Origin of the sequence: Streptomyces sp. YGL11-2, from assembly GCF_050054615.1 — a bacterium.
GTDB lineage: Bacteria > Actinomycetota > Actinomycetes > Streptomycetales > Streptomycetaceae > Streptomyces.
The window spans coordinates 176,810-194,300 of the sequence record NZ_JBNHIN010000014.1; the positions used below are offsets into that span (position 1 = coordinate 176,810).

The 17,491-nt window shown below is 72.0% G+C and carries 17 protein-coding genes; 9 read left to right on the forward strand and 8 right to left on the reverse strand.

Going from position 1 to position 17,491, the window contains the following annotated elements; all coding sequences use genetic code 11:
* Position 1: 1 nt before the first annotated feature.
* Both ACO1BR_RS18480 and ACO1BR_RS18485 read right to left on the reverse strand, forming a co-directional pair.
* Positions 2–694 (reverse strand): response regulator transcription factor, encoded by a 693-nt coding sequence (locus tag ACO1BR_RS18480; protein ID WP_426796152.1) that lies wholly within the window; start codon positions 692–694, stop codon positions 2–4.
* Positions 687–1,841, reverse strand: a complete 1,155-nt coding sequence (locus tag ACO1BR_RS18485) for a sensor histidine kinase (protein WP_426796153.1) — start codon at positions 1,839–1,841, stop codon at positions 687–689. The genes ACO1BR_RS18480 and ACO1BR_RS18485 overlap by 8 nt, the downstream gene beginning before the upstream one ends.
* Before the next feature lie 165 nt (positions 1,842–2,006).
* On the opposite strand from ACO1BR_RS18485, the gene ACO1BR_RS18490 reads away from it, so the two are divergent.
* Both ACO1BR_RS18490 and ACO1BR_RS18495 read left to right on the forward strand, forming a co-directional pair.
* Positions 2,007–2,471, forward strand: a complete 465-nt coding sequence (locus tag ACO1BR_RS18490; RefSeq protein ID WP_426796154.1) for a hypothetical protein — start codon at positions 2,007–2,009, stop codon at positions 2,469–2,471.
* 146 nt (positions 2,472–2,617) lie between these two features.
* Entirely contained in the window at positions 2,618–2,974 is a 357-nt protein-coding gene (locus ACO1BR_RS18495) for a YciI family protein (RefSeq protein WP_426796155.1), read from the forward strand.
* Between the two features lie 49 nt (positions 2,975–3,023).
* On the opposite strand, the gene ACO1BR_RS18500 is transcribed toward ACO1BR_RS18495, so the two are convergent.
* A complete protein-coding gene (locus ACO1BR_RS18500; RefSeq protein WP_426796156.1) occupies positions 3,024–3,983 on the reverse strand; it encodes a sigma-70 family RNA polymerase sigma factor in 960 nt (319 codons plus the stop codon).
* 385 nt (positions 3,984–4,368) lie between these two features.
* Here ACO1BR_RS18500 and sigJ point away from each other — a divergent pair, with 385 nt between their 5' ends.
* Entirely contained in the window at positions 4,369–5,286 is a 918-nt protein-coding gene (gene sigJ, locus ACO1BR_RS18505; RefSeq protein ID WP_426796177.1) for an RNA polymerase sigma factor SigJ, read from the forward strand.
* A 62-nt stretch (positions 5,287–5,348) separates the two neighbouring features.
* On the opposite strand, the gene ACO1BR_RS18510 is transcribed toward sigJ, so the two are convergent.
* Positions 5,349–6,569 (reverse strand): RNA-guided endonuclease InsQ/TnpB family protein, encoded by a 1,221-nt coding sequence (locus ACO1BR_RS18510; protein ID WP_426796157.1) that lies wholly within the window; start codon positions 6,567–6,569, stop codon positions 5,349–5,351.
* A 311-nt stretch (positions 6,570–6,880) separates the two neighbouring features.
* On the opposite strand from ACO1BR_RS18510, the gene ACO1BR_RS18515 reads away from it, so the two are divergent.
* Positions 6,881–8,161, forward strand: coding sequence for an MFS transporter (locus ACO1BR_RS18515; protein WP_426796158.1), 1,281 nt, complete (start codon positions 6,881–6,883; stop codon positions 8,159–8,161).
* Positions 8,162–8,206: 45 nt separating this feature from the next.
* On the opposite strand, the gene ACO1BR_RS18520 is transcribed toward ACO1BR_RS18515, so the two are convergent.
* Both ACO1BR_RS18520 and ACO1BR_RS18525 read right to left on the reverse strand, forming a co-directional pair.
* Positions 8,207–8,566, reverse strand: a complete 360-nt coding sequence (locus ACO1BR_RS18520; RefSeq protein WP_159507602.1) for a GntR family transcriptional regulator — start codon at positions 8,564–8,566, stop codon at positions 8,207–8,209.
* A 1-nt stretch (position 8,567) separates the two neighbouring features.
* Positions 8,568–9,554 carry a DUF1648 domain-containing protein gene (locus tag ACO1BR_RS18525; protein WP_426796159.1) on the reverse strand — a complete coding sequence of 329 codons (987 nt, stop codon included), beginning with the start codon at positions 9,552–9,554 and terminating at the stop codon, positions 8,568–8,570.
* A gap of 101 nt (positions 9,555–9,655) precedes the next feature.
* Between ACO1BR_RS18525 and ACO1BR_RS18530 the strand changes: the two genes are divergently transcribed.
* The gene (locus tag ACO1BR_RS18530; RefSeq protein ID WP_426796160.1) at positions 9,656–11,185 is read left to right on the forward strand and encodes a helix-turn-helix domain-containing protein; all 1,530 of its coding nucleotides are present in this window, start codon (positions 9,656–9,658) and stop codon (positions 11,183–11,185) included.
* A gap of 150 nt (positions 11,186–11,335) precedes the next feature.
* Here the strand turns inward: ACO1BR_RS18530 and ACO1BR_RS18535 are convergent, their stop codons facing one another.
* Complete coding sequence (locus ACO1BR_RS18535) at positions 11,336–12,556, reverse strand: tyrosine-type recombinase/integrase (protein WP_426796178.1); 1,221 nt, start codon at positions 12,554–12,556, stop codon at positions 11,336–11,338.
* Positions 12,557–12,636: 80 nt separating this feature from the next.
* Positions 12,637–12,948, reverse strand: a complete 312-nt coding sequence (locus ACO1BR_RS18540) for a helix-turn-helix transcriptional regulator (protein ID WP_426796161.1) — start codon at positions 12,946–12,948, stop codon at positions 12,637–12,639.
* 984 nt (positions 12,949–13,932) lie between these two features.
* Here ACO1BR_RS18540 and ACO1BR_RS18545 point away from each other — a divergent pair.
* The 4 genes from ACO1BR_RS18545 to ACO1BR_RS18560 all read left to right on the forward strand — a co-directional run bounded on the left by ACO1BR_RS18545 (position 13,933) and on the right by ACO1BR_RS18560 (position 17,433).
* Entirely contained in the window at positions 13,933–14,811 is an 879-nt protein-coding gene (locus ACO1BR_RS18545; RefSeq protein ID WP_426796162.1) for a helix-turn-helix domain-containing protein, read from the forward strand.
* Positions 14,812–14,816: 5 nt separating this feature from the next.
* Positions 14,817–15,506, forward strand: coding sequence for a zinc finger domain-containing protein (locus ACO1BR_RS18550; RefSeq protein ID WP_426796179.1), 690 nt, complete (start codon positions 14,817–14,819; stop codon positions 15,504–15,506).
* An 86-nt stretch (positions 15,507–15,592) separates the two neighbouring features.
* Entirely contained in the window at positions 15,593–16,114 is a 522-nt protein-coding gene (locus ACO1BR_RS18555) for a hypothetical protein (RefSeq protein WP_426796163.1), read from the forward strand.
* A 2-nt stretch (positions 16,115–16,116) separates the two neighbouring features.
* Positions 16,117–17,433: a hypothetical protein gene (locus ACO1BR_RS18560; protein ID WP_426796164.1), complete on the forward strand. Its 1,317-nt coding sequence runs from the start codon at positions 16,117–16,119 to the stop codon at positions 17,431–17,433.
* The last annotated feature ends 58 nt before the right edge of the window (positions 17,434–17,491 follow it).

Here is a 17,491-nt window from a genome sequence, read left to right on the forward strand (position 1 = left end):
CTCACCCCCGCTCGCCGCGCACCCGCTCGACCAGCTCCGCCGCCTGCGCCCGGTTGCCGACCTGGAGCTTGCCGAAGAGGTTGTTGATGTGCGTCTTGACGGTGGCGACCGAGACGAACAGCTCCTCCGCAATGGCCCGATTGCTCCGCCGTTCGGTGAGCAGCTGGAGGACCCGGGTCTCCTGGACGGTCAGCGCGTGCGCCGCCGCGATCCGCTCCAGCGCCGTGCGGCGGGTCAGGCCGCGCACCATCACCGAGGCGACCTCCGGGGCGAAGGTGCGGTGCCCGTCGGCGGTGGCGGTGATCGCGGAGACGATCTGGGCGCGCCCCGCGCTCTTGGTCAGATAGCCGGCCGCGCCCGCCTGGAGCGCCCGGACCACCGACTCGTCGTCGGCGTAGGTGGTCAGCACCAGCACCGCGGGCCCCGGGCCGGGCGCGGTGATGGCGCGGGTCGCCGCGACGCCGTCGACGCCGGGCATCCGGAGGTCCATCAGCACCACGTCCGGGGCCAGGCGCCGGGTCAGCTCGACGGCCTCGGCGCCGTCCGCGGCGGTCCCCACCACCTCGATCTCCGGCTCGTGGTCGAGGATGGTCACCAGACCGTCGCGCACCGCGGCCTGGTCGTCGGCGACAACCACCTGGACCGGCCGGCCACTTCGGCCCCCACGGTCGCCATACGTGCTGCCGTCACTCATACGGAACCCGGCATTCCACCGTCCACACCCCGTCCTTCCGGCCCGCGTCGAGTGTGCCCCCGACGATCTGTGCCCGCTCCCGCATGCCGGCCACGCCGTGCCCGCCCGAGGGCAGCGGCACCGCCGGGCCGCCCGGCGCCGCGAGCCGGTTGGCGATCCGGAGCAGCACCGCGTCCCGGCCGGTCTTCAGCGTCACGGCGACCGGCGCGCCCGGCGCGTGCTTGCGGGCGTTGGTCAGCGCCTCGACGGTGACCGAAGCGGCCACCTCGGCGACCGGTGCGGGCACCCGGGCCGCCTCGCCGCGCAGCTCGACGTCCACGGTCATGCCGAGCGCGCGGGCCCCGGCGACGATCTCGCCGAGCGCGGCGTCGATACCGGCGGGCAGCCGGCGCAGCGCGTCGACCGCGTGCTTCGCCGCCACCAGGCCGTCCGCCGCCATCTCCCGCGCCCCGCGCACCCGGACGAGCACCTCCTCGTCCGCGCCGCGCGCCGCCGAGACCGCCTCCAGCGCGTCCAGCTGGAGCACCAGGCCGCCGAGCGAATGGGCCAGTACGTCATGGATGTCCCGGGCGATCCTGGCGCGCTCCTCCAGCACCGCCTTCTCCGCGCGCCGCTCGGCCGCGCTGCGCTCGCTACGGCGGTCGAGGCCGTTCAACCGGGCCAGGAGGCCGAAGCCGCCGCCCGTGACGGCCGAGATCAGTGACGGGACGGCCGCGTCCGGGCTCCCGCCGGCGGCGGCGTGGGCGAGCGCGAAGCCGGCGATCCCGGCCGCGGTGGCGACGGCGATCCACCGGACGTCGCTCTCGACGGCCGAGGTCAGCAGGAACAGGCCCGCCGACGCCACGAACGCCGGGCCGGACGGCTGCGTGCTCATTCCGGCGCAGACCGCGCCGCCGACCAGCAGCACGCTCCACATCGCGCCCGGCCAGGGCGGCGCCAGCAGGTGCCGGATCACCGTCGTCACCGCCCACAGCGCGATCAGTACGGAGAACAGCACGGTGACGCCCGGCAGTTGAGGGGTGTCCCGCGGCAGGACGACCGCGACGGCGATGGCGAGCCCGTTCAGGGCGATCCGGCGCAGCCGGGACGCGTCCAGGCCGTCCCGGAACCGGCCGGGCCGCAGCCGTCGTATCCCCTCGTTCCGCACCCGCCCATCATGGCGGCACGCACCGCAGGTCCCGTACCGGGCCGACGTGATCTCCACCCCTTTCTCCACCCCGGCGGCCGATCCCTCCGCCCGCGCCCGGCCGCACCGTGGAAGGCACGCGGCGCAGCCCGCGCACACCCGTTTCACAGAGAAGGCCCAGGGGTCATGGACCACAACACCACCACCGCCAACCTCGTCATCACCGCCGCCGTGCTGGTATGGCTGCTGTCCCGGCAGCTCACCGATCGCCCGCTGCGCGAGAAGTCGCCGATCGGCCTGGTCCTGGTCGTCATCGGCGCGGTGGAGACCGCCGCGTACACCACCTCCAGTCCGCTGTCCGGGCACGACGCCGGGATGCTCGCCGCGAGCCTTGCCGTCGGCGTGCTGCTCGCCACGGTCCGCGCGTTCACCGTGCGGCTGTCCCTGAAGGGCGGCACGGTGATGCGTCAGGGCAACCTGGCCACCGCGGCACTGTGGATCGCCGGCCTGGGGCAGCACTTCCTGATCGACACCACGGTCGCGGCCGGGCTCGGCACGGTCACCGTCCTGCTGTACTTCGGCGTCGTGCTGCTGGCCCAGCAGCAGGTGCTGGTCGCCCGCGCACGACGGGACGGTGCGCTCGCCCGGTGACCGCACGGGGCGCCACCGTCCGGCTCCCGGCGGGTCCCGGAGAATTTTTTCCCGAAGGCCGCGGAAGCTGTCGATCCGGCCGCCGCCCGTTCGACGCACGGGTGAGAGGCGGGGACGGACCCCGCCCACCCGACCGAGGAGTCACCATGCCGCGCTTTCTGACGCTGATCCGCATCGACGAGCAGCACATCCCCGCCGGGGGCCCCAGCCCCGAGATGGCGCGGCGGATGGGCGAGCTGCTGGAAGAGATCACCAAGGCCGGGGTCATGCTGGACACCGCCGGACTCACCCCGAGCGCCCAGGGGACCCGGGTCACCTGGTCCGGCGGCGCACTGTCGTACACCGACGGCCCGTTCGCCGAGGCCAAGGAGGTCATCGGTGGCTACGCCCTCCTCCAGGCCGAGGACAAGGCCGAGGCGCTGGAGTGGACCGAGCGGTTCCTCCGGGTCCACGACGCGCATCTGACGGTCACCGCCGAGGTCCGCGAGATCGCCGAGGGCTGACCGGGGCGCACGGGCTCGTTCTCGCCGTCCCGGCGCCGGGGGACCCGCCCTACGCGTCGAGGACGGCCAGGTCGAGCCCGCGCAGCCGTGCCGGGTCGGCGATCACCTCGTAGCCGGTGATCCGGGTGCCGCCGGCGGTGGTCCCGAGGGTGAAGGTGAGCACGATCCGCAGCCGGCCGCCCGGGGCCACGACGGCTCCCACCGCACCGTTCACCAGCGCCGGCGCCGCGAACCGCGCCCGCTTGCCGAGGACCACGGTCTGCTCCACCACGGCCGCCGCCCCGCGGACCTCGGCGGGGACGCCGGCGGGCAGCGCGGCGCGGTCCGCCCGGCGGACCGCATCGGGGTCCAGCACCGCCAGCAGCCCGGCGATGTCGCCGTCGCGGCAGGCCGCCAGGAAGGCGTCCACGACCCGCCGGTGGCGGGTGAGTTCGGCGGCGGGCAGCGCCGGGGTGCCGCGCACCTTGTGGCGGGCGCGGCTGGCCAGCTTCTTCGCGGTGACCGGGGTGCGCTCCACGATGGGCGCGATCCGGTCGAACGGCACGGCGAACATGTCGTGCAGCACGAACGCGATCCGTTCGGCGGGGGCGAGGGTGTCCAGCACCACGAGCAGCGCCCGGCCCACCGCGTCGGCCAGCAGCGCCTCCTGTTCGGGGTCGCCCGCCGCCGGCCCGCCGCTCCCGGCGCCGGGGCCGGCGAGCCGGTCGGGCAGCTCCTCGCCGAACGGCTCCTCGCGCCGGGCCGTACGGGCGCGCAGCATGTCGAGGCAGATCCGGGAGACCACGGTGGTCAGCCAGGCGGCCAGGTTCCCGACCCCGCCGGCACCGGCCCGGCCGAGCCGCAGCCAGGCTTCCTGGACGGCGTCATCCGCCTCGCCGGACGAGCCGAGCATCCGGTAGGCGACCGCGTGCAGCCGGCCGCGCTCCGCCTCGAAACGCTCCGCCAGCCGGTCCTGCCCGTGCCCCACCGCCGGCTCGCCCCGCCCGTCCGTCCGGTCCTGCTCGCGCATCGGTCACCTTTCCTCGCCGCGGCCCGTCACCTCCATGACGTACGCCACCGAGCCGAGGTGACCGCGATGGCCACGGCCGTGACCACGGCCACGACCACGGCGCCGCGCCGGCGGCGCTTCCACGGCCCGCTGATCGCCCACCCCGGTCTCGTGGCCCGGTTCGCGAGGGGGCACGATCTTGACCGAGGGCACCCGCTCCGCGTACCGCGCGGGCGGCGCCAGGGGAGATGCCCGCCGTCCGGTGAGCCGGTGGCCGGACGGGGAGGTGTGGCGGGTCGGGACCGGCGCGGCGGCCGCCCCGCCCGACGCCTCCTGTCACACCTGCACCCTGGCATCCGTCATTGCGGTGACGGACGACGACGGAGAAAGAGGGCGGAAGCGAGCGATGGACGAGAACGACGGGACGGGCACCCCCGGCCGGGACGACCGCGAGTGGCTGGCCGAGCGGTTCGAGGAGCACCGCGGCAATCTGCGGGCGGTCGCCTACCGGATGCTGGGCTCGCTGAGCGAGGCGGACGACGCGGTCCAGGAAGCGTGGCTGCGGCTGAGCCGAGCCGGCGTGCACGGCGTGGAGAACCTGGGCGGCTGGATGACCACCATCGTCGGACGGGTCTGCCTGGACCAGCTCCGCAGCCGCCGGGCACGGCGCGAGGACCCCCTCGGCATCCACGTCCCGGAGCCGATCGTGAGCCGCGAGGACGGCCCCGACCCCGAACAGGAGGTGCTGCTGGCCGACTCGGTGGGGCTCGCGCTGCTCGTCGTCCTGGAGACCCTGGCACCGGCCGAGCGGCTCGCCTTCGTCCTGCACGACATGTTCGCCGTCCCCTTCGACGAGATCGCCCCGATCGTCGACCGCTCCCCCGCCGCCGCCCGCCAGCTCGCCAGCCGGGCCCGCCGCCGGGTGCAGGGCACCGCCCCGGCCCCCGACACCGACCGGGCCCGGCAGCGCGAGGTGGTCGGCGCCTTCCTCGCCGCCTCGCGCAGCGGCGACTTCGACGCGCTGCTGGCGGTCCTCGACCCGGATGTCGTGCTGCGGGCGGACAGCGGACCCGACGCCCCGGGCGCCTCGCGGCTGGTCCGCGGTGCCGCCGCGGTGGTCGAACAGGCCCTGCTCTACTCCCGGTTCGTCCCGTTCGCGCGCCCGGCACTGGTCAACGGGGCGCCGGGGCTGGTCACCGCGCGCGGCGGGCGGCCGTTCTCCGTCATGGGCTTCACCGTCGCGCACGGCAAGATCGTGGAGATCAACATCCTGGCCGACCTGGCCCGGCTCGAACGGCTGGACCTGACGATCCTGGACGATTGAATCCTCCCCTCCCTGAAGGGAGGGGATTCCTCACCCTCCAGGGCTGATCGGGGATTTCTAGCTCAGGCTGCCACCGGGGCCAGCGGCCCCGGTGGTCTTACGCCCTCAGCACTAGCCGGGTTGAGACCAGCCCGGACCAGCATCACGCGGGCGGAGTTCCTATCCCTGGGGGATACGGCTCCGCATGCGGTGCAGGCATACGTTCGTTCTGAGAGAGGTAGTGCGTGCTTGGTTCTCGCTCCGCACTGCGCGCAATCCATGGTGGTGTGCGCGGGGTGCACCAGGTGCACGGCCCGTGCGTGCTTGCGGCCCATCTCGATCAGGGCCTGTTTGGTGGCGCCGATCGCTGCGTCAGCGGCCTTATGGGCCATGTTCGACTTGGCGAGGAACTTCGGACGGAAGTCCTCCACCGCCAGGGCGTCATGGTCCCGGACAACCCGCTTTGCCCACTTGCGGCCGGTGTCCTGACGCTGCCGGGCCACCTTCTTGTGCAGCTTCGCGGTCTGCCGCTTCGCTTCGCGGTAGCCCTTCGAACCCGCCTGCCCCTTCTTCGGTTTCCGCCTGGCCATCATCCGCTGGTAGTGGGCCAGCTTCTGCGCGGCCGTGCGCCCGTGCTGGGCATGGGGGAGGTCGTGGGCGTCGGATGTGGTGGTCGCGGTCTCCTTCACGCCCCAGTCGATGCCTATCAAGCGGCCGGTCTCCGGGAGCGGCTGGACCTCGGCGGGTACGACGAAGGACGCGTACCACGCCCCCGTGCTGTCTTGGTAGACGCGCACGCTGGACGGGGCGGCGGGAAGTTCCCTCGACCAAACCACCGTCAGCACGATGCCACCCGCAAGGTGCAGACGGCCGTCTTTGAGGCGGAAACCGCGCTTGGTGTAGTTCAGGCTCGGCAGCGCCTCGCGCTTCTTCTTCCACTTCGGCATACCAGCCCGGCGGCGCATAGGCAGCCGGTCTTTGATGTCCTTCTGCGCCTTGGCACGGGACTTTCCGAAGTCGCGTATCAGCTGCTGCTGAGGGACCGAGGATCCCTCACGCAGCCACGGCGTACGCGAGCGGGCCTCGGTCAGCATCTTGTCGAGCTGGGCCGGGCCACATGTCTGCTTCCCGCCGGTGGCCTTGTTGCGCAGATGCACGTCCTTGGACTTGGCAACGGACTCGTTCCAGATCCACCGGCATCGGTCCCACTCACCCATCAAGGCAGTTCGGGCCGTGGACGACACGCGCAGCCGGAAGGTCCACCGGGCGAACCCGGCCCCCTCCGTCTTCGCTTCCGTCGTCATACACATCAACCTAACCGGGAGGACTGACAGTTGAGAACAATCGATCTTGGTGGGCATCCTCGCCCCGTCGGAGAGTGGACGCCGTTACGCCCTGGCAGCGAAACGGCTATCTCTTCCCTGCTCCACAAGAGCCCGATTCCTCCCCGCCCTATAGGACGGGGCATCCTCGGAGGAAGCCGGTGAGAGCCGGGGACGACGGCCGTCGGGACGACACGACCGGGGCCGGTCCCGTACTGCTCAGCCGCCCCCGTGCGCGTCCAGCGTCCGCTCGATCGCCGGGCCGAGGGCCCCCACCCCCTACCCTGGCCGCCGTGACGGCCACCCCGGAACCCGCGCCCCCTTCCCCCCTGCCTGCGCAGCCCCCGCCCGAACCCGCCCTCCCCGCACCGCCGTTGCGGCGCGACCGCCGCTTCGCGCTGCTCGCCGCCGCCCGCACCGTCTCCGTCCTCGGCAACGGCTTCGCCCGGGTCGCGCTGGCCTTCGCGGTGCTCGCGCTGCCGGGCGCGGGCCCGGGCCGGCTGTCGCTGGTGTTGGCGTGCCAGGCGGTGCCGCAGCTGGCGTTCGTCCTCGTGGGCGGGGTGATCGCGGACCGGTTGTCGCGCTCCCGGTTGATGGTCGTCTCGGATGCCGTGGGCGCCGCCGCGTACGCGGGCCTGGCCGCGATGGTGCTGACCGGGCACGCGCCACTGGTCGGGCTGTGCGCACTGGCCGTCCTGGCGGGCACCGCCACCGCCCTCTTCGCCCCGGCCATGGACGGGGTGCTGCCGCTCCTCGTCCCGGCCGCGGGGCTGCAACGGGCCAACGGGCTGCTCCGGGTCGCCACCAACAGCTCGATGCTGCTGGGGCTGGCGCTGTCCGGCGTGACCGTCGCCCTGGTCGGCGCCGGCTGGGCGCTGGCGTTGAACGCCGCGTCCTTCGTCGTCAGTGCGCTGCTCATCCGCGGCCTGCGGCTGACCGCGGTGCCGCGGTCCGCCGCCTCGTCCGGGTGGGCCGATCTCCGCGACGGCTGGCGGGAGTTCGCGGGCCGCCAGTGGCTGTGGGTGGTCGTCGCACAGTACTCGGTCGTGGTCGCCGCGCTCAACGCCAACGCCGGGGTGCTGGGGCCGCTCGTGGCCGAGCGCGATCTGGGCGGTGCGCGCGCCTGGTCGGTGATCGTCGCCGCGCAGGCGCTGGGCACCATCGCGGGCGCGGGGCTGACCGCGCGCCTGCGGGTGCGCCGCCCGGTGCTCGTCGCCGTACTGGCCACCTTCCCGCTCGCGCTGCCGCTCGCGTTGCTCGCCGTACGGGCGCCGGTTGCGGTGGTCGCGCCGGCGATGTTCTGCGCCGGTGTCGCCGCCGATGTCTTCGGCGTGCTCTGGGCCACCACCATCCAGCAGGAGGTCCCCAAGGAGGCGCTCTCCCGGGTCAGCTCCTACGACTGGTTCGGCTCGCTGGCCTTCGCCCCGCTGGGGCTCCTGGTCGCCGGCCCGCTGGCGGCGCGGATCGGCGCCGGCCACGCGCTGGCCGGCTGCGCCGCCCTGGTCGTCCTGGCCACCGCGGCGGCGCTGCTCGCCCCGCAGGTACGCGGCCTGCGGAGCGCGGCGGCGGGCTGAGCGCGGGACGGGGGCGGCACCGCCCCGCCGCCCCCGCCGTGGCGCTCACCGCCCCGCCAGCCCCGTCCGCACCACCCGCACGATCTCCTCGTCGGAGAGGCCCAGCCCGCGCGCCTCGGCGATCAGGCGCTCGGCGGTCTCGCCCAGGCGGGCGCGGGCCGGGGAGGCGGCGCCGGTGACCACCGCGCCGCGCCCGCGGCGGAGTTCGATCAGGCCCTCCTCCTTGAGGCGCTGGTAACCGCGCAGCACCGTGTGGACGTTGACACCGAGCGACCCGGCGAGTTCCCGGGCGGCGGGCAGGCGCTCGCCGGCCGCCACCGTGCCGTCGGCGATCGCCCCGCGGACTGAGCCCGCGATCTGGTCGCCGAGGGGGACGGACGAACCGGGGTCGACACGGAAGAGCACGTCAGCCTCCTTGCGGTGAACGGGCGCGGTCGAGATACGTGTTGAGCACCGCGGCGGCGGTGGCCGCGTCGTCGACGGTCACCACGAACTCCCGCCCGTTGGTCATCCGCAGCACGATGCCGTCGCCGGAGCGGAGCACCAGGCCGCTGCCGCCCGGTCGGACACGGTAGCCCCAGCCGCCGAACTCCGTCCCGATCGAGATCCGGCGGCTGGTCACCTCCACCAGCCGGCCGAGCGGTATGCGGCGGATCCGGAAGGGCACCAGCGTCGGGGCGAGGGTCAGGCCGCGCCGGTCGACCGTCACCCGGACGGAGGCGGGGAGGATGATCAATATCGAGCCGAGCGCCAGGGCCGCGCCGGCGATCACGTCGGCGAGCGCTCCGATGACAACGCCTGCGCACAGCGTGACGACGCCCAGGACGGCCAGCGGCGTCGAGCTGACGGTGCGTGACCAGCCGGCGGTCATCCCGTCGGGCAGGTCGAGCCGGGGAGCGGCGCCAGGAGCCGGGCGCTCCGCGGGCGGTTCGGCGCCGGCCAGCAGCCAGCCGAGTCCGCCGGCCGCGGCGGCCGCGGCGAAGGTCACGGCGAGCTGCCAGAGCGGCAGCCGGACGGTGGCGGCGTCGGTGACGTCGACATTGCCGAGCAGGGTCAGCACGCCCGGATAGCCGGTCGCGGCGGCGGTGGCGTACCCGGCGGCGGTCAGCCACCGGCCGCTCTGGGCGGGCACCCGCCGCTGGACGCACACGACGACCGCGGTGCCGAAGACGAGCAGCAGCACGAGGCACACCGTCAGCAGGCTCTGGACCGAGGAGTAGCCGTCGGCCCGGCCGTCGTCGCCGAAATGGGTGGCGAGCCGGGCGGGCAGCCGGCCCGCCGTCGCTGCGTAGACGCCTCCGAGCGCCACGATCGCGGCGACGAAGGGGAATGCGGCAATCCCGCCCCGCGGGCGGTTGTTCGCGGGCAGGGCCGAACGCGTGGATCGCTTCATGGCAACCTCCAGTTGTTCGCATTCTAGTAGAACAACTGGTGATGGAGCAGCGAGGGATCACCGGTGGCGCACCCATCTCATATCTGAGATACGGTCACCCCATGGCAGACGACTACCTCGTACGCATCGGCAGGCTCATCCGTGACGCCCGGCAGCACCGGGGCTGGACGCAGACGCAGCTCGCCGAGGCCCTCGGCACCAGTCAGAGCGCGGTCAACCGCATCGAACGCGGCAACCAGAACATCAGCCTTGAGATGATCGCCCGCATCGGCGAGGCCCTGGACAGTGAAATCGTCTCGCTCGGCTACGCCGGGCCGATGCATCTGCGGGTGGTCGGCGGACGCCGGCTCTCCGGCAGCATCGACGTCAAGACGAGCAAGAACGCCTGTGTCGCGCTGCTGTGCGCGACCCTGCTCAACGCGGGCCGGACAACTCTGCGCCGGGTGGCCCGCATTGAGGAGGTCTACCGCATCCTGGAAGTGCTGGGCAGTATCGGCGTCCGCACCCGCTGGATCAACGAGGGCAACGACCTGGAGATCGTGCCGCCCGCCGAACTCGACCTCGGCGCCATGGACTTGGAGGCGGCCCGCCGCACCCGCAGCGTGATCATGTTCCTCGGTCCGCTGCTGCACCGGATGGACCACTTCAAGCTGCCGTACGCGGGCGGCTGCGACCTCGGCACCCGCACCGTCACACCCCATATGACCGCACTGCGGCACTTCGGCCTGGAGATCACCGCGACCGACGGCACCTACCTCGCCGAGGTCGACCGCACCATCGCCCCCAAGCGCGCCATCGTCCTGACCGAACGCGGCGACACCGTCACCGAGAACGCCCTGCTGGCCGCCGCCCGGCACGACGGCGTCACGGTCATCCGCAACGCCTCGTCCAACTACATGGTCCAGGACCTCTGCTTCTTCCTGGAGGAGCTGGGCGTCCGGGTCGACGGCATCGGCACCACCACCCTCACCGTCCACGGCGTCGCGAAGATCGACCGCGATGTGGACTTCTCCCCCTCCGAGGACCCGGTCGAGGCAATGAGCCTGCTGGCCGCGGCGGTTGTCACCGAGTCGGAGCTGACGATCCGCCGGGTCCCGGTGGAGTTCCTGGAGATCGAGCTGGCGGTCCTGGAGGAGATGGGCCTGGACCACGAGCGCAGCACCGAGTACCACGCCGACAACGGCCGCACCCGGCTCATCGACCTGACCGTCCGCCCCTCCAAGCTCCAGGCCCCGCTGGACAAGATCCACCCCATGCCCTTCCCGGGGCTCAACATCGACAACGTCCCGTTCTTCGCCGCCATCGCGGCCAGCGCCCAGGGCCAGACCCTGATCCACGACTGGGTCTACGACAACCGCGCGATCTACCTGACGGACCTCAACCGCCTCGGCGCCCAGGTCAAACTGCTCGACCCGCACCGCGTCCTGATCGACGGCACGACCCGCTGGCGCTCCGCGGAGATGATGTGCCCTCCGGCCCTGCGCCCGGCCGTCGTCGTCCTCCTGGCCATGATGGCCGCCGAGGGCACCTCAGTCCTGCGCAACGTCTATGTCATCAACCGCGGTTACGAGGACCTGGCCGAACGCCTCAACTCCATCGGCGCGCAGATCGAGACCTTCCGGGACATTTGACACACGGATGCCGCCGCACCCCGTTTGACCTGCTACTTAGCGAGTCAAGGAGGGGTGCGGCGGCATCCGTGGGACTTCTCTGGGACTTTGCGATCGAGCCGGGGCTCCTACGGACTCATCAGTCCGGACCCGACGCTGTCCGGTCCGCGGCTACGCGAAGATCGCGTCGATGGCGGTGCTGCCCCGCGCGCCCGCGCGGGGCAGGAAGTGGGAGTACTTCCGCAGCGTGAACCCGGGGTCGGAGTGGCCCAGCCAGCGTGCCAGGGAGACGACCGATTCACCAGCTTCCAGTTCCTCGGAGGCGTAGAAGTGGCGCAGGGCGTGAAAGCCGTGCTCCCGGGACGGCTCCCACACGCGAGCACCGTCGGTGCTGCCCTCCTGCAGCGGGGCGATCACACCCGCCGTGGCCAGAGCGGGCTTCCACACGTAGGAGTTGAAGTAGTTCCGGTTGATGGCCTTCCGCTCGCGTCCCGTCACCAGGAGGCTGTAGGTCCTCGGCCGCCGGTGTTTGGCCTCCACCGGCGTTTCGGCCGGAGTCGGGTCGTCCCAGGGCAGCGTGACCGGCACCGGCGTGAACTGCTCCATGTGCTGCCGGATGGCCCGGGCCACGCTGGATGGCAGCGGCACGTCCCGGACCTTGCGCCCCTTGGGGAGCGCGAAACACAGCTTTGTCCGCACCATCTTGACCTGCCGCCGGACGTGGACGACTTCCTTCTCGAAGTCGATGTCGTCCACGGAGAGCCCGAGGGCCTCCCCTTGGCGGAGCCCGAGACCTGCTCCGATCACGAGGAGGAGCCGGTAGCGGTCCGGCAGTGCCTCCCGTACCGCCAGGACCCGTTCGCGCGGCCACGCTTCGACCCTGCCGGGTGCGGCGGCCGGAGGACCGACCGTGCTGGACCGACATGGATTGCGTCCGAGGCGCCGGTCCTCGACAGCGGCCTGGAAGACGCTAGAGAGCGTCGCCCAGACCATCCGGATCGAGGTCGGACCGAGGTCCTTCTCCAGCCTCTTCTTCCAGTGACGCAGGACTTCCGTGCCGATGGCGTTGAGCGGCTGAGCACCCAGGTGGGGAACGATGTGCCGCCGTACCCTCTGCTCGATCCGCTCGATCGTGGACGGGTCACCGCTCTGGCTGGGCCACCAGTGGGTCGCGATGTAGTCCTTGAGGGAGATGGCCCCATCGCGCGGATCGACGAACTCGCCGCGGCGAGCGTCGGTCTGAGCCTGGGCGAGCCAGGTCTTGGCGTCCTGGAGGGCGTCGAAGGAACGGTCCTTGACGCCGGGAATGCCCTTGACGCGGTAGCGGGTGCATTTGCCGTGCATGGCGGTGCGGTCGCGTTTGCCGGTTTTCGGGTTGGGGCGCTTCTTCAGCCATCGGTCTTCTATGTAGCCAGCCAGAAGGAACTCCTTGACGAAAGGGATGGAAACTGCGGTCTACGGCGCGCGCCGTGTCAGGTGCTGGGAACGCGACCGGACCGATGCTGGGGAGCTGCGCTCAGGGGGCTCAGCGCCATGTTGGAGCGCGAGTCGGCCTGTTCCTGCTGGCGGACCCATGCGTCGAGCGCTTCCACCCGGTACATGACGCGGCCACGTGGGCCCATGCGGAAACTCGGCGGTCCCTGCCTCCGATGCCGCCAGACATAGAGCGTGTGCGGTGAGAGGCCGAGGTATTCGGCAGCGTCCTTCACGTTCAGGAAGGCCGTGCGTACAGCGCGAGCAGGGGTAGGGGCGGCGGAGGCGACAAGCAGCGATTGTGCGGGCATGGGAGGTTCCTGTGGGGCGAAGGGGGCAAGGCGGCGGTGGGGGTTCCTGGCTCTCACCTTCGCCCACGACTCTCGGCGAAAAGGAGTTCGGGGGCTACTGCAGATCGGGGCAAGAGGTTCCTCACAACGAATGAGACGGATTTCGGATGGCCGCAGGGCGGAGCGCGCGGGAAATCCAATGATGCGGAGAATCCCCGGTTTCGCTAACCGGGGATCGTCGGCTATATTCCGCCCGCGCCGACCGGGCGCGGGGCCGGGCGGGCTCGCCGAGAAAGGTGCGTGGGGAGATTCCGCGATCGGCTGCGATGGCAACATCGTCATCGATGTCGCAGCGTCGCCGCCGGCGTTCGATGCGGGAGTCCGTCGTGAGGGTCGTGGGGCGACCCAGCTCGGTCGTGCGGGCGGCCAGCTCTCGTTAGGGATTCCGCGCATGGTGCGGACGCGGTCGATGGCGCGGGCGGCCTGATCTCCGACCGGCCTACTTCCAGAGGGGTTTGCGGCATGGGATCTGTTGTAGCTCTGGAAGAGCCGTTTCCCCAACCGGTGATCCACTGCTGTCTTGCGCCACTTTGTTGTCACATCCCCTACGTCACCGCAGAAAAGGGCGGAACATAGCACGGGAACACCGGTTGGCGAAATCACGGTGCGTCAGGTCGCCCATCCCACGGAACAACCGCTGCGGGCGATTTCGCTAACCGGGGATCCGGGTCTAACGTTTTAATTCCCCGCGCACGACGTGTTCGCCGTGAGCTGTTTGCTTTCTCGGTGGAAAGCTGGACTTGCGCGGGCGGATGTGGCTGTCTTGTCCAGGCGCCCGGAACACTGTTTCCGGGGCACGGGGAAACTCGGCACGCCACAGCCGCGGCCAAGGAATCCTCGTGCACACCAGCGCGGGCCTCGCCGGGAACTCCACGCCGCAGCCCTCCCCAAACCCCCGAAGCGGACTGCCCGCACCTCCCCACCTGACCTAGGAGCCGCCAACCGATGAGCAAAGACGCCCGCGAGTGGGTCTGGGAGAGCAGCGTCAGCAAGGGCAACGCCCGGCTGGTGATGCTCTCCATCGCCGACCGCGTCGCCGACGAGAAGTGTGTCGCCTACGCCACGGTGCCCAGCCTGATGGAGCGCACGGGGGCCTCCCGGTCCACCGTCCGTGATGCCCTGGACGCGCTGGTGCGCAACGGCGAGCTGGAGGAGGCCGGCGATCTCCAGGGCCCGTACCGCGCCACCGTGTACTGGCTGCCCCTAGCGGCTCACCTCATCGCGAACGCGTCGCGTCCCGAAGGAGCTCCCACCGTCGAGCCCAGGAAGCCCGACCGCAACACGCCCGGCCTGCGACGGTACGGAATCCGTCCCCGAAAGGGGCTGGAATCCGGCCCCTCGAAGGACCAGGATCCGGCCCTGCCGGAAAACGACACGGACCGGAATCCAACCCCGCCAGGGACCGGAATCCAGCCCGTGGAGGGACCGGAATCCAGCCCCCAGAACCGTAGTGAACCGAAGGTGAACCGTAGGTACAGCAGCAGTGCCACCACCCTCACCTCGGCCACCGACTGGGAGGTCGACGCGGAGACCCGCGCCTGGGCGCAGCAGCAGGGGCACCTGGCCCGCCTCGGCGAGGACGGCATCCGTGCCGCCGACGCGAAGTGGCGTTCCTACCGGGCGGCTTGGCCGCCGCGCTCGGCCGCCGCGTGGGCTGCCGACTGGCGCACCTGGATCGCCCGCGAGCACAGCCCTGCACCGAGCCGCCCGAGCCTCTACGCCCTGCCCGGCGGCACCCCCGCCCCCACGGTCGGCATGACCCGCGCCGAGGCGCACACCGCCGCCCTGCTCGCCGCCCTCGAAGAACCGACCGGAACGGAGTAACTGCACTGGATCGCCGCGAAATTGCCGCCCTCCTCGCCTACATCGGCCGCCTCGACCCCCGCTCCATCCGCACCGATGCCGGCGAGGCCCGTGACCAAATCGCCCAATGGCACGAGTTGCTGAGCGACGTGCCCCTGGCCACCGTCCACGGCTGGGATGCCCGCGAGGCGATACGGGACCACGTCCTGGACTCCCCGTACCCGCTCCTGCCAGTGGACATCGCCCGCAAGTGGCGTGCCCACCGCCGCGACCGCCTCGGCCGGCACACCGACCCCACACCGTCCGCTGACCCGGACGACCCTGCCGCCTGGCGGGCCGAACTGTTCGCCACCCGACACGCGGTCGCCACCGGTGCGGCTGCGCCCTCGTCGCACCGGCAGATCACGAACGGCGGTCCACACCCCGACATCGCAGCCCGCCTGGCTGCCATCGGATCGTGCGTTCCGCCCGCTGTCCGCGCCGAGCTTGCCTGCTACCGGCCGATGCGAGCCGCCCGCGAGGCCGCCGTCGCCGCGGCACGGCCCGACGCTCTCAGCGTCCCTTGCCAGTGGTGCCACGCCGGCGAGGGCGAGCCCTGCCGTACCCGGCGCGTAGGGCCCGACGGCCGCTCGCGAGGCAACGCGCCCCGCGCCGTGCCCCACCCGACGCGTGTGGACCTCGCCGCAGCCGAGCTCGCCCAGCACACCGCCGCGTAACCCGCGCCAACTCCCTCCCCTCCCCCCTCACTGCCCCCGTGCACGGCTCAACGCCGCATGCCCCGTGGGCCCTTCGGAGACCTCATATGCCCACTACCGCAGTTCCCCCTGCCCCGACAGGTCCGTCGGCTTCGACCTGGACCGCTCCGTCGGGGTGCATCGCGGCCGTCGTACTGGCCGCGCTGGCCTTCCTGCTCGCCCTCGACCTCGTGCATCAACTCGCTGCCACGACGTACGCCTCCACGCCTCTCCCATACGTGTTCCTCGGCGCCATCGACGGGTTCATCGCCCTGTCGATCGCCGCCGTAGTCCGGCTGCGTTCAGCGCCGATCCTGGACCAGGAGTACGCGTGGAAGCTGACTGTCGCCGCGATAGCTGTCCGCGCCGCCACGGTCGTCGTGCTCGGCTCCCTCGCCGACCGGCAGGGTCCGGGAGGCGCCTGGACGCTGGCCGGCGTCACCGTCGTGGCCATGTCGGCCTGCGCGCCTCTCATCCCCTTGGGCGTCGTCCACCTCTACGTCCTGGCCGCCGAGCACGCCGCAGGCGTGAGCCAGCGAAGGGAACCGGACGCGTCGAGCCAGGAGCGGACTCGGGGCGGTGACGCCTGAAAGTGCCCTGGTCGACATGGGACGCCACTCCCCCGATGCTCACCGCTCTGGCCTTCGTCTCCGGCGGGGTACTGGCCACATACCTGACCCGACGAAGCCGGAGCGGCAGCAACGGCCAACGGCCAGAGCGGCGAGGAACGCTCGCGCTCCGGCTGGCCGCTGTCGCCGCGACCGTGTGCACGATCTACAGCGCCGACACCAGTTGGCGGTTCGCCGCCCACTACCTCGGCATGTACAGCACGGCGGAGCGGATCGCGATGTTCGCCGCCGGTGAGCTCGCGCTGTTCTCCACCGCCCTGCTGGCTCGGCAGAACCTCCACAGCGACAAGCGGGCACCCGGTATGCCCGGGGTCCTGGTCTGGGTCATCACGACGGTTCAGATCATCCCTGCGTACGCCGAATCCGGTCTGGTCGGCGGCTCGGTGAGGGCCTTCCTCGGGCCGGTCATGGCCGCCGTGCTGTGGCACCTCGCCATGGGCATCGAGCTGCGCCACCGCATCGCCAAGGCCGCCTCCGACAGCCTGGCCGCCCGCATCGGGCGCGAGGCCCGCGAGCGCCTCCTGTCTCGCCTGGGCATCGCCGACCGCAGCCGCGACGCCCAGGAGATCACCCGCGAACGCGCCACTGCCAAGGCCGCCGACCTGGCCGCGCGCCTCTACGCGAAACCCAAGGCATACCGCACGACCCGACGTGGCCGACTCGCCATGCGCCGCCTGTCCGATGCGATGGACCGGGCCCAGGTGGCCACCGATCCGCAACAGCGCGAGCGGCTCCTGGCCCGGTTCGCGGCCCGCCGGAACGCCGCGGCCCTGCTCGATGCCGACCTGACCTTCCCCTGGGAGACCGGCACCCGCCACCATTCCGCATCCACGCCCCCGGGACTGCCGACTTCCGGTGACTCCACTTCCGACGGCCCCACTTCCGGTGCAGCTCCGCGTTCCCATGACCACCCGCACCCCGCACGCGAGCACGTACCGGAAATCCCCACCCCCGAGCGCCGCCGGAAGAAGGACACCCCGCAAGCGAAGCGGGAACCACCAGAGGAGCCGGAACCACCTCACCCTCTTCCGGAACGCGACAGGCCGAAACCCCGGCCTCGCCGTACGGGGCGCCCGCCCGACACCTCCATCGACGAGCTGATCGCGATCGCCCGCGATCTCGAAGCCCGCACCGGATCCGCCCCCCACACGGCCATGCGGGCCGAGCTCGACAAGCTCGAACGCAAAGCCTCCAACAAACGGATCACGCGGGCACTCGATGCCCTGGAGGCCGGGCGCAAGGGCGGCACACCGGTCCTCGGCGAGGCCAGCGGCGCGTAACGGTCCGGACTCCAACGCCCAGCGGGTGTACCGGAATCACTTCCGGAATTGATTCCGG

Coding starts and splice junctions, on each gene's coding strand:
- ACO1BR_RS18545 (WP_426796162.1), top strand. CDS start 13,933: ATGAGCAAAGACGCCCGCGAGTGGGTCTGGGAGAGCAGCGTCAGCAAG.
- ACO1BR_RS18510 (WP_426796157.1), bottom strand. CDS start 6,569: ATGACGACGGAAGCGAAGACGGAGGGGGCCGGGTTCGCCCGGTGGACC.
- ACO1BR_RS18495 (WP_426796155.1), top strand. CDS start 2,618: ATGCCGCGCTTTCTGACGCTGATCCGCATCGACGAGCAGCACATCCCC.
- ACO1BR_RS18500 (WP_426796156.1), bottom strand. CDS start 3,983: ATGCGCGAGCAGGACCGGACGGACGGGCGGGGCGAGCCGGCGGTGGGG.
- ACO1BR_RS18525 (WP_426796159.1), bottom strand. CDS start 9,554: ATGAAGCGATCCACGCGTTCGGCCCTGCCCGCGAACAACCGCCCGCGG.
- ACO1BR_RS18490 (WP_426796154.1), top strand. CDS start 2,007: ATGGACCACAACACCACCACCGCCAACCTCGTCATCACCGCCGCCGTG.
- ACO1BR_RS18555 (WP_426796163.1), top strand. CDS start 15,593: ATGCCCACTACCGCAGTTCCCCCTGCCCCGACAGGTCCGTCGGCTTCG.
- ACO1BR_RS18530 (WP_426796160.1), top strand. CDS start 9,656: ATGGCAGACGACTACCTCGTACGCATCGGCAGGCTCATCCGTGACGCC.
- ACO1BR_RS18480 (WP_426796152.1), bottom strand. CDS start 694: ATGAGTGACGGCAGCACGTATGGCGACCGTGGGGGCCGAAGTGGCCGG.
- sigJ (WP_426796177.1), top strand. CDS start 4,369: ATGGACGAGAACGACGGGACGGGCACCCCCGGCCGGGACGACCGCGAG.
- ACO1BR_RS18540 (WP_426796161.1), bottom strand. CDS start 12,948: ATGCCCGCACAATCGCTGCTTGTCGCCTCCGCCGCCCCTACCCCTGCT.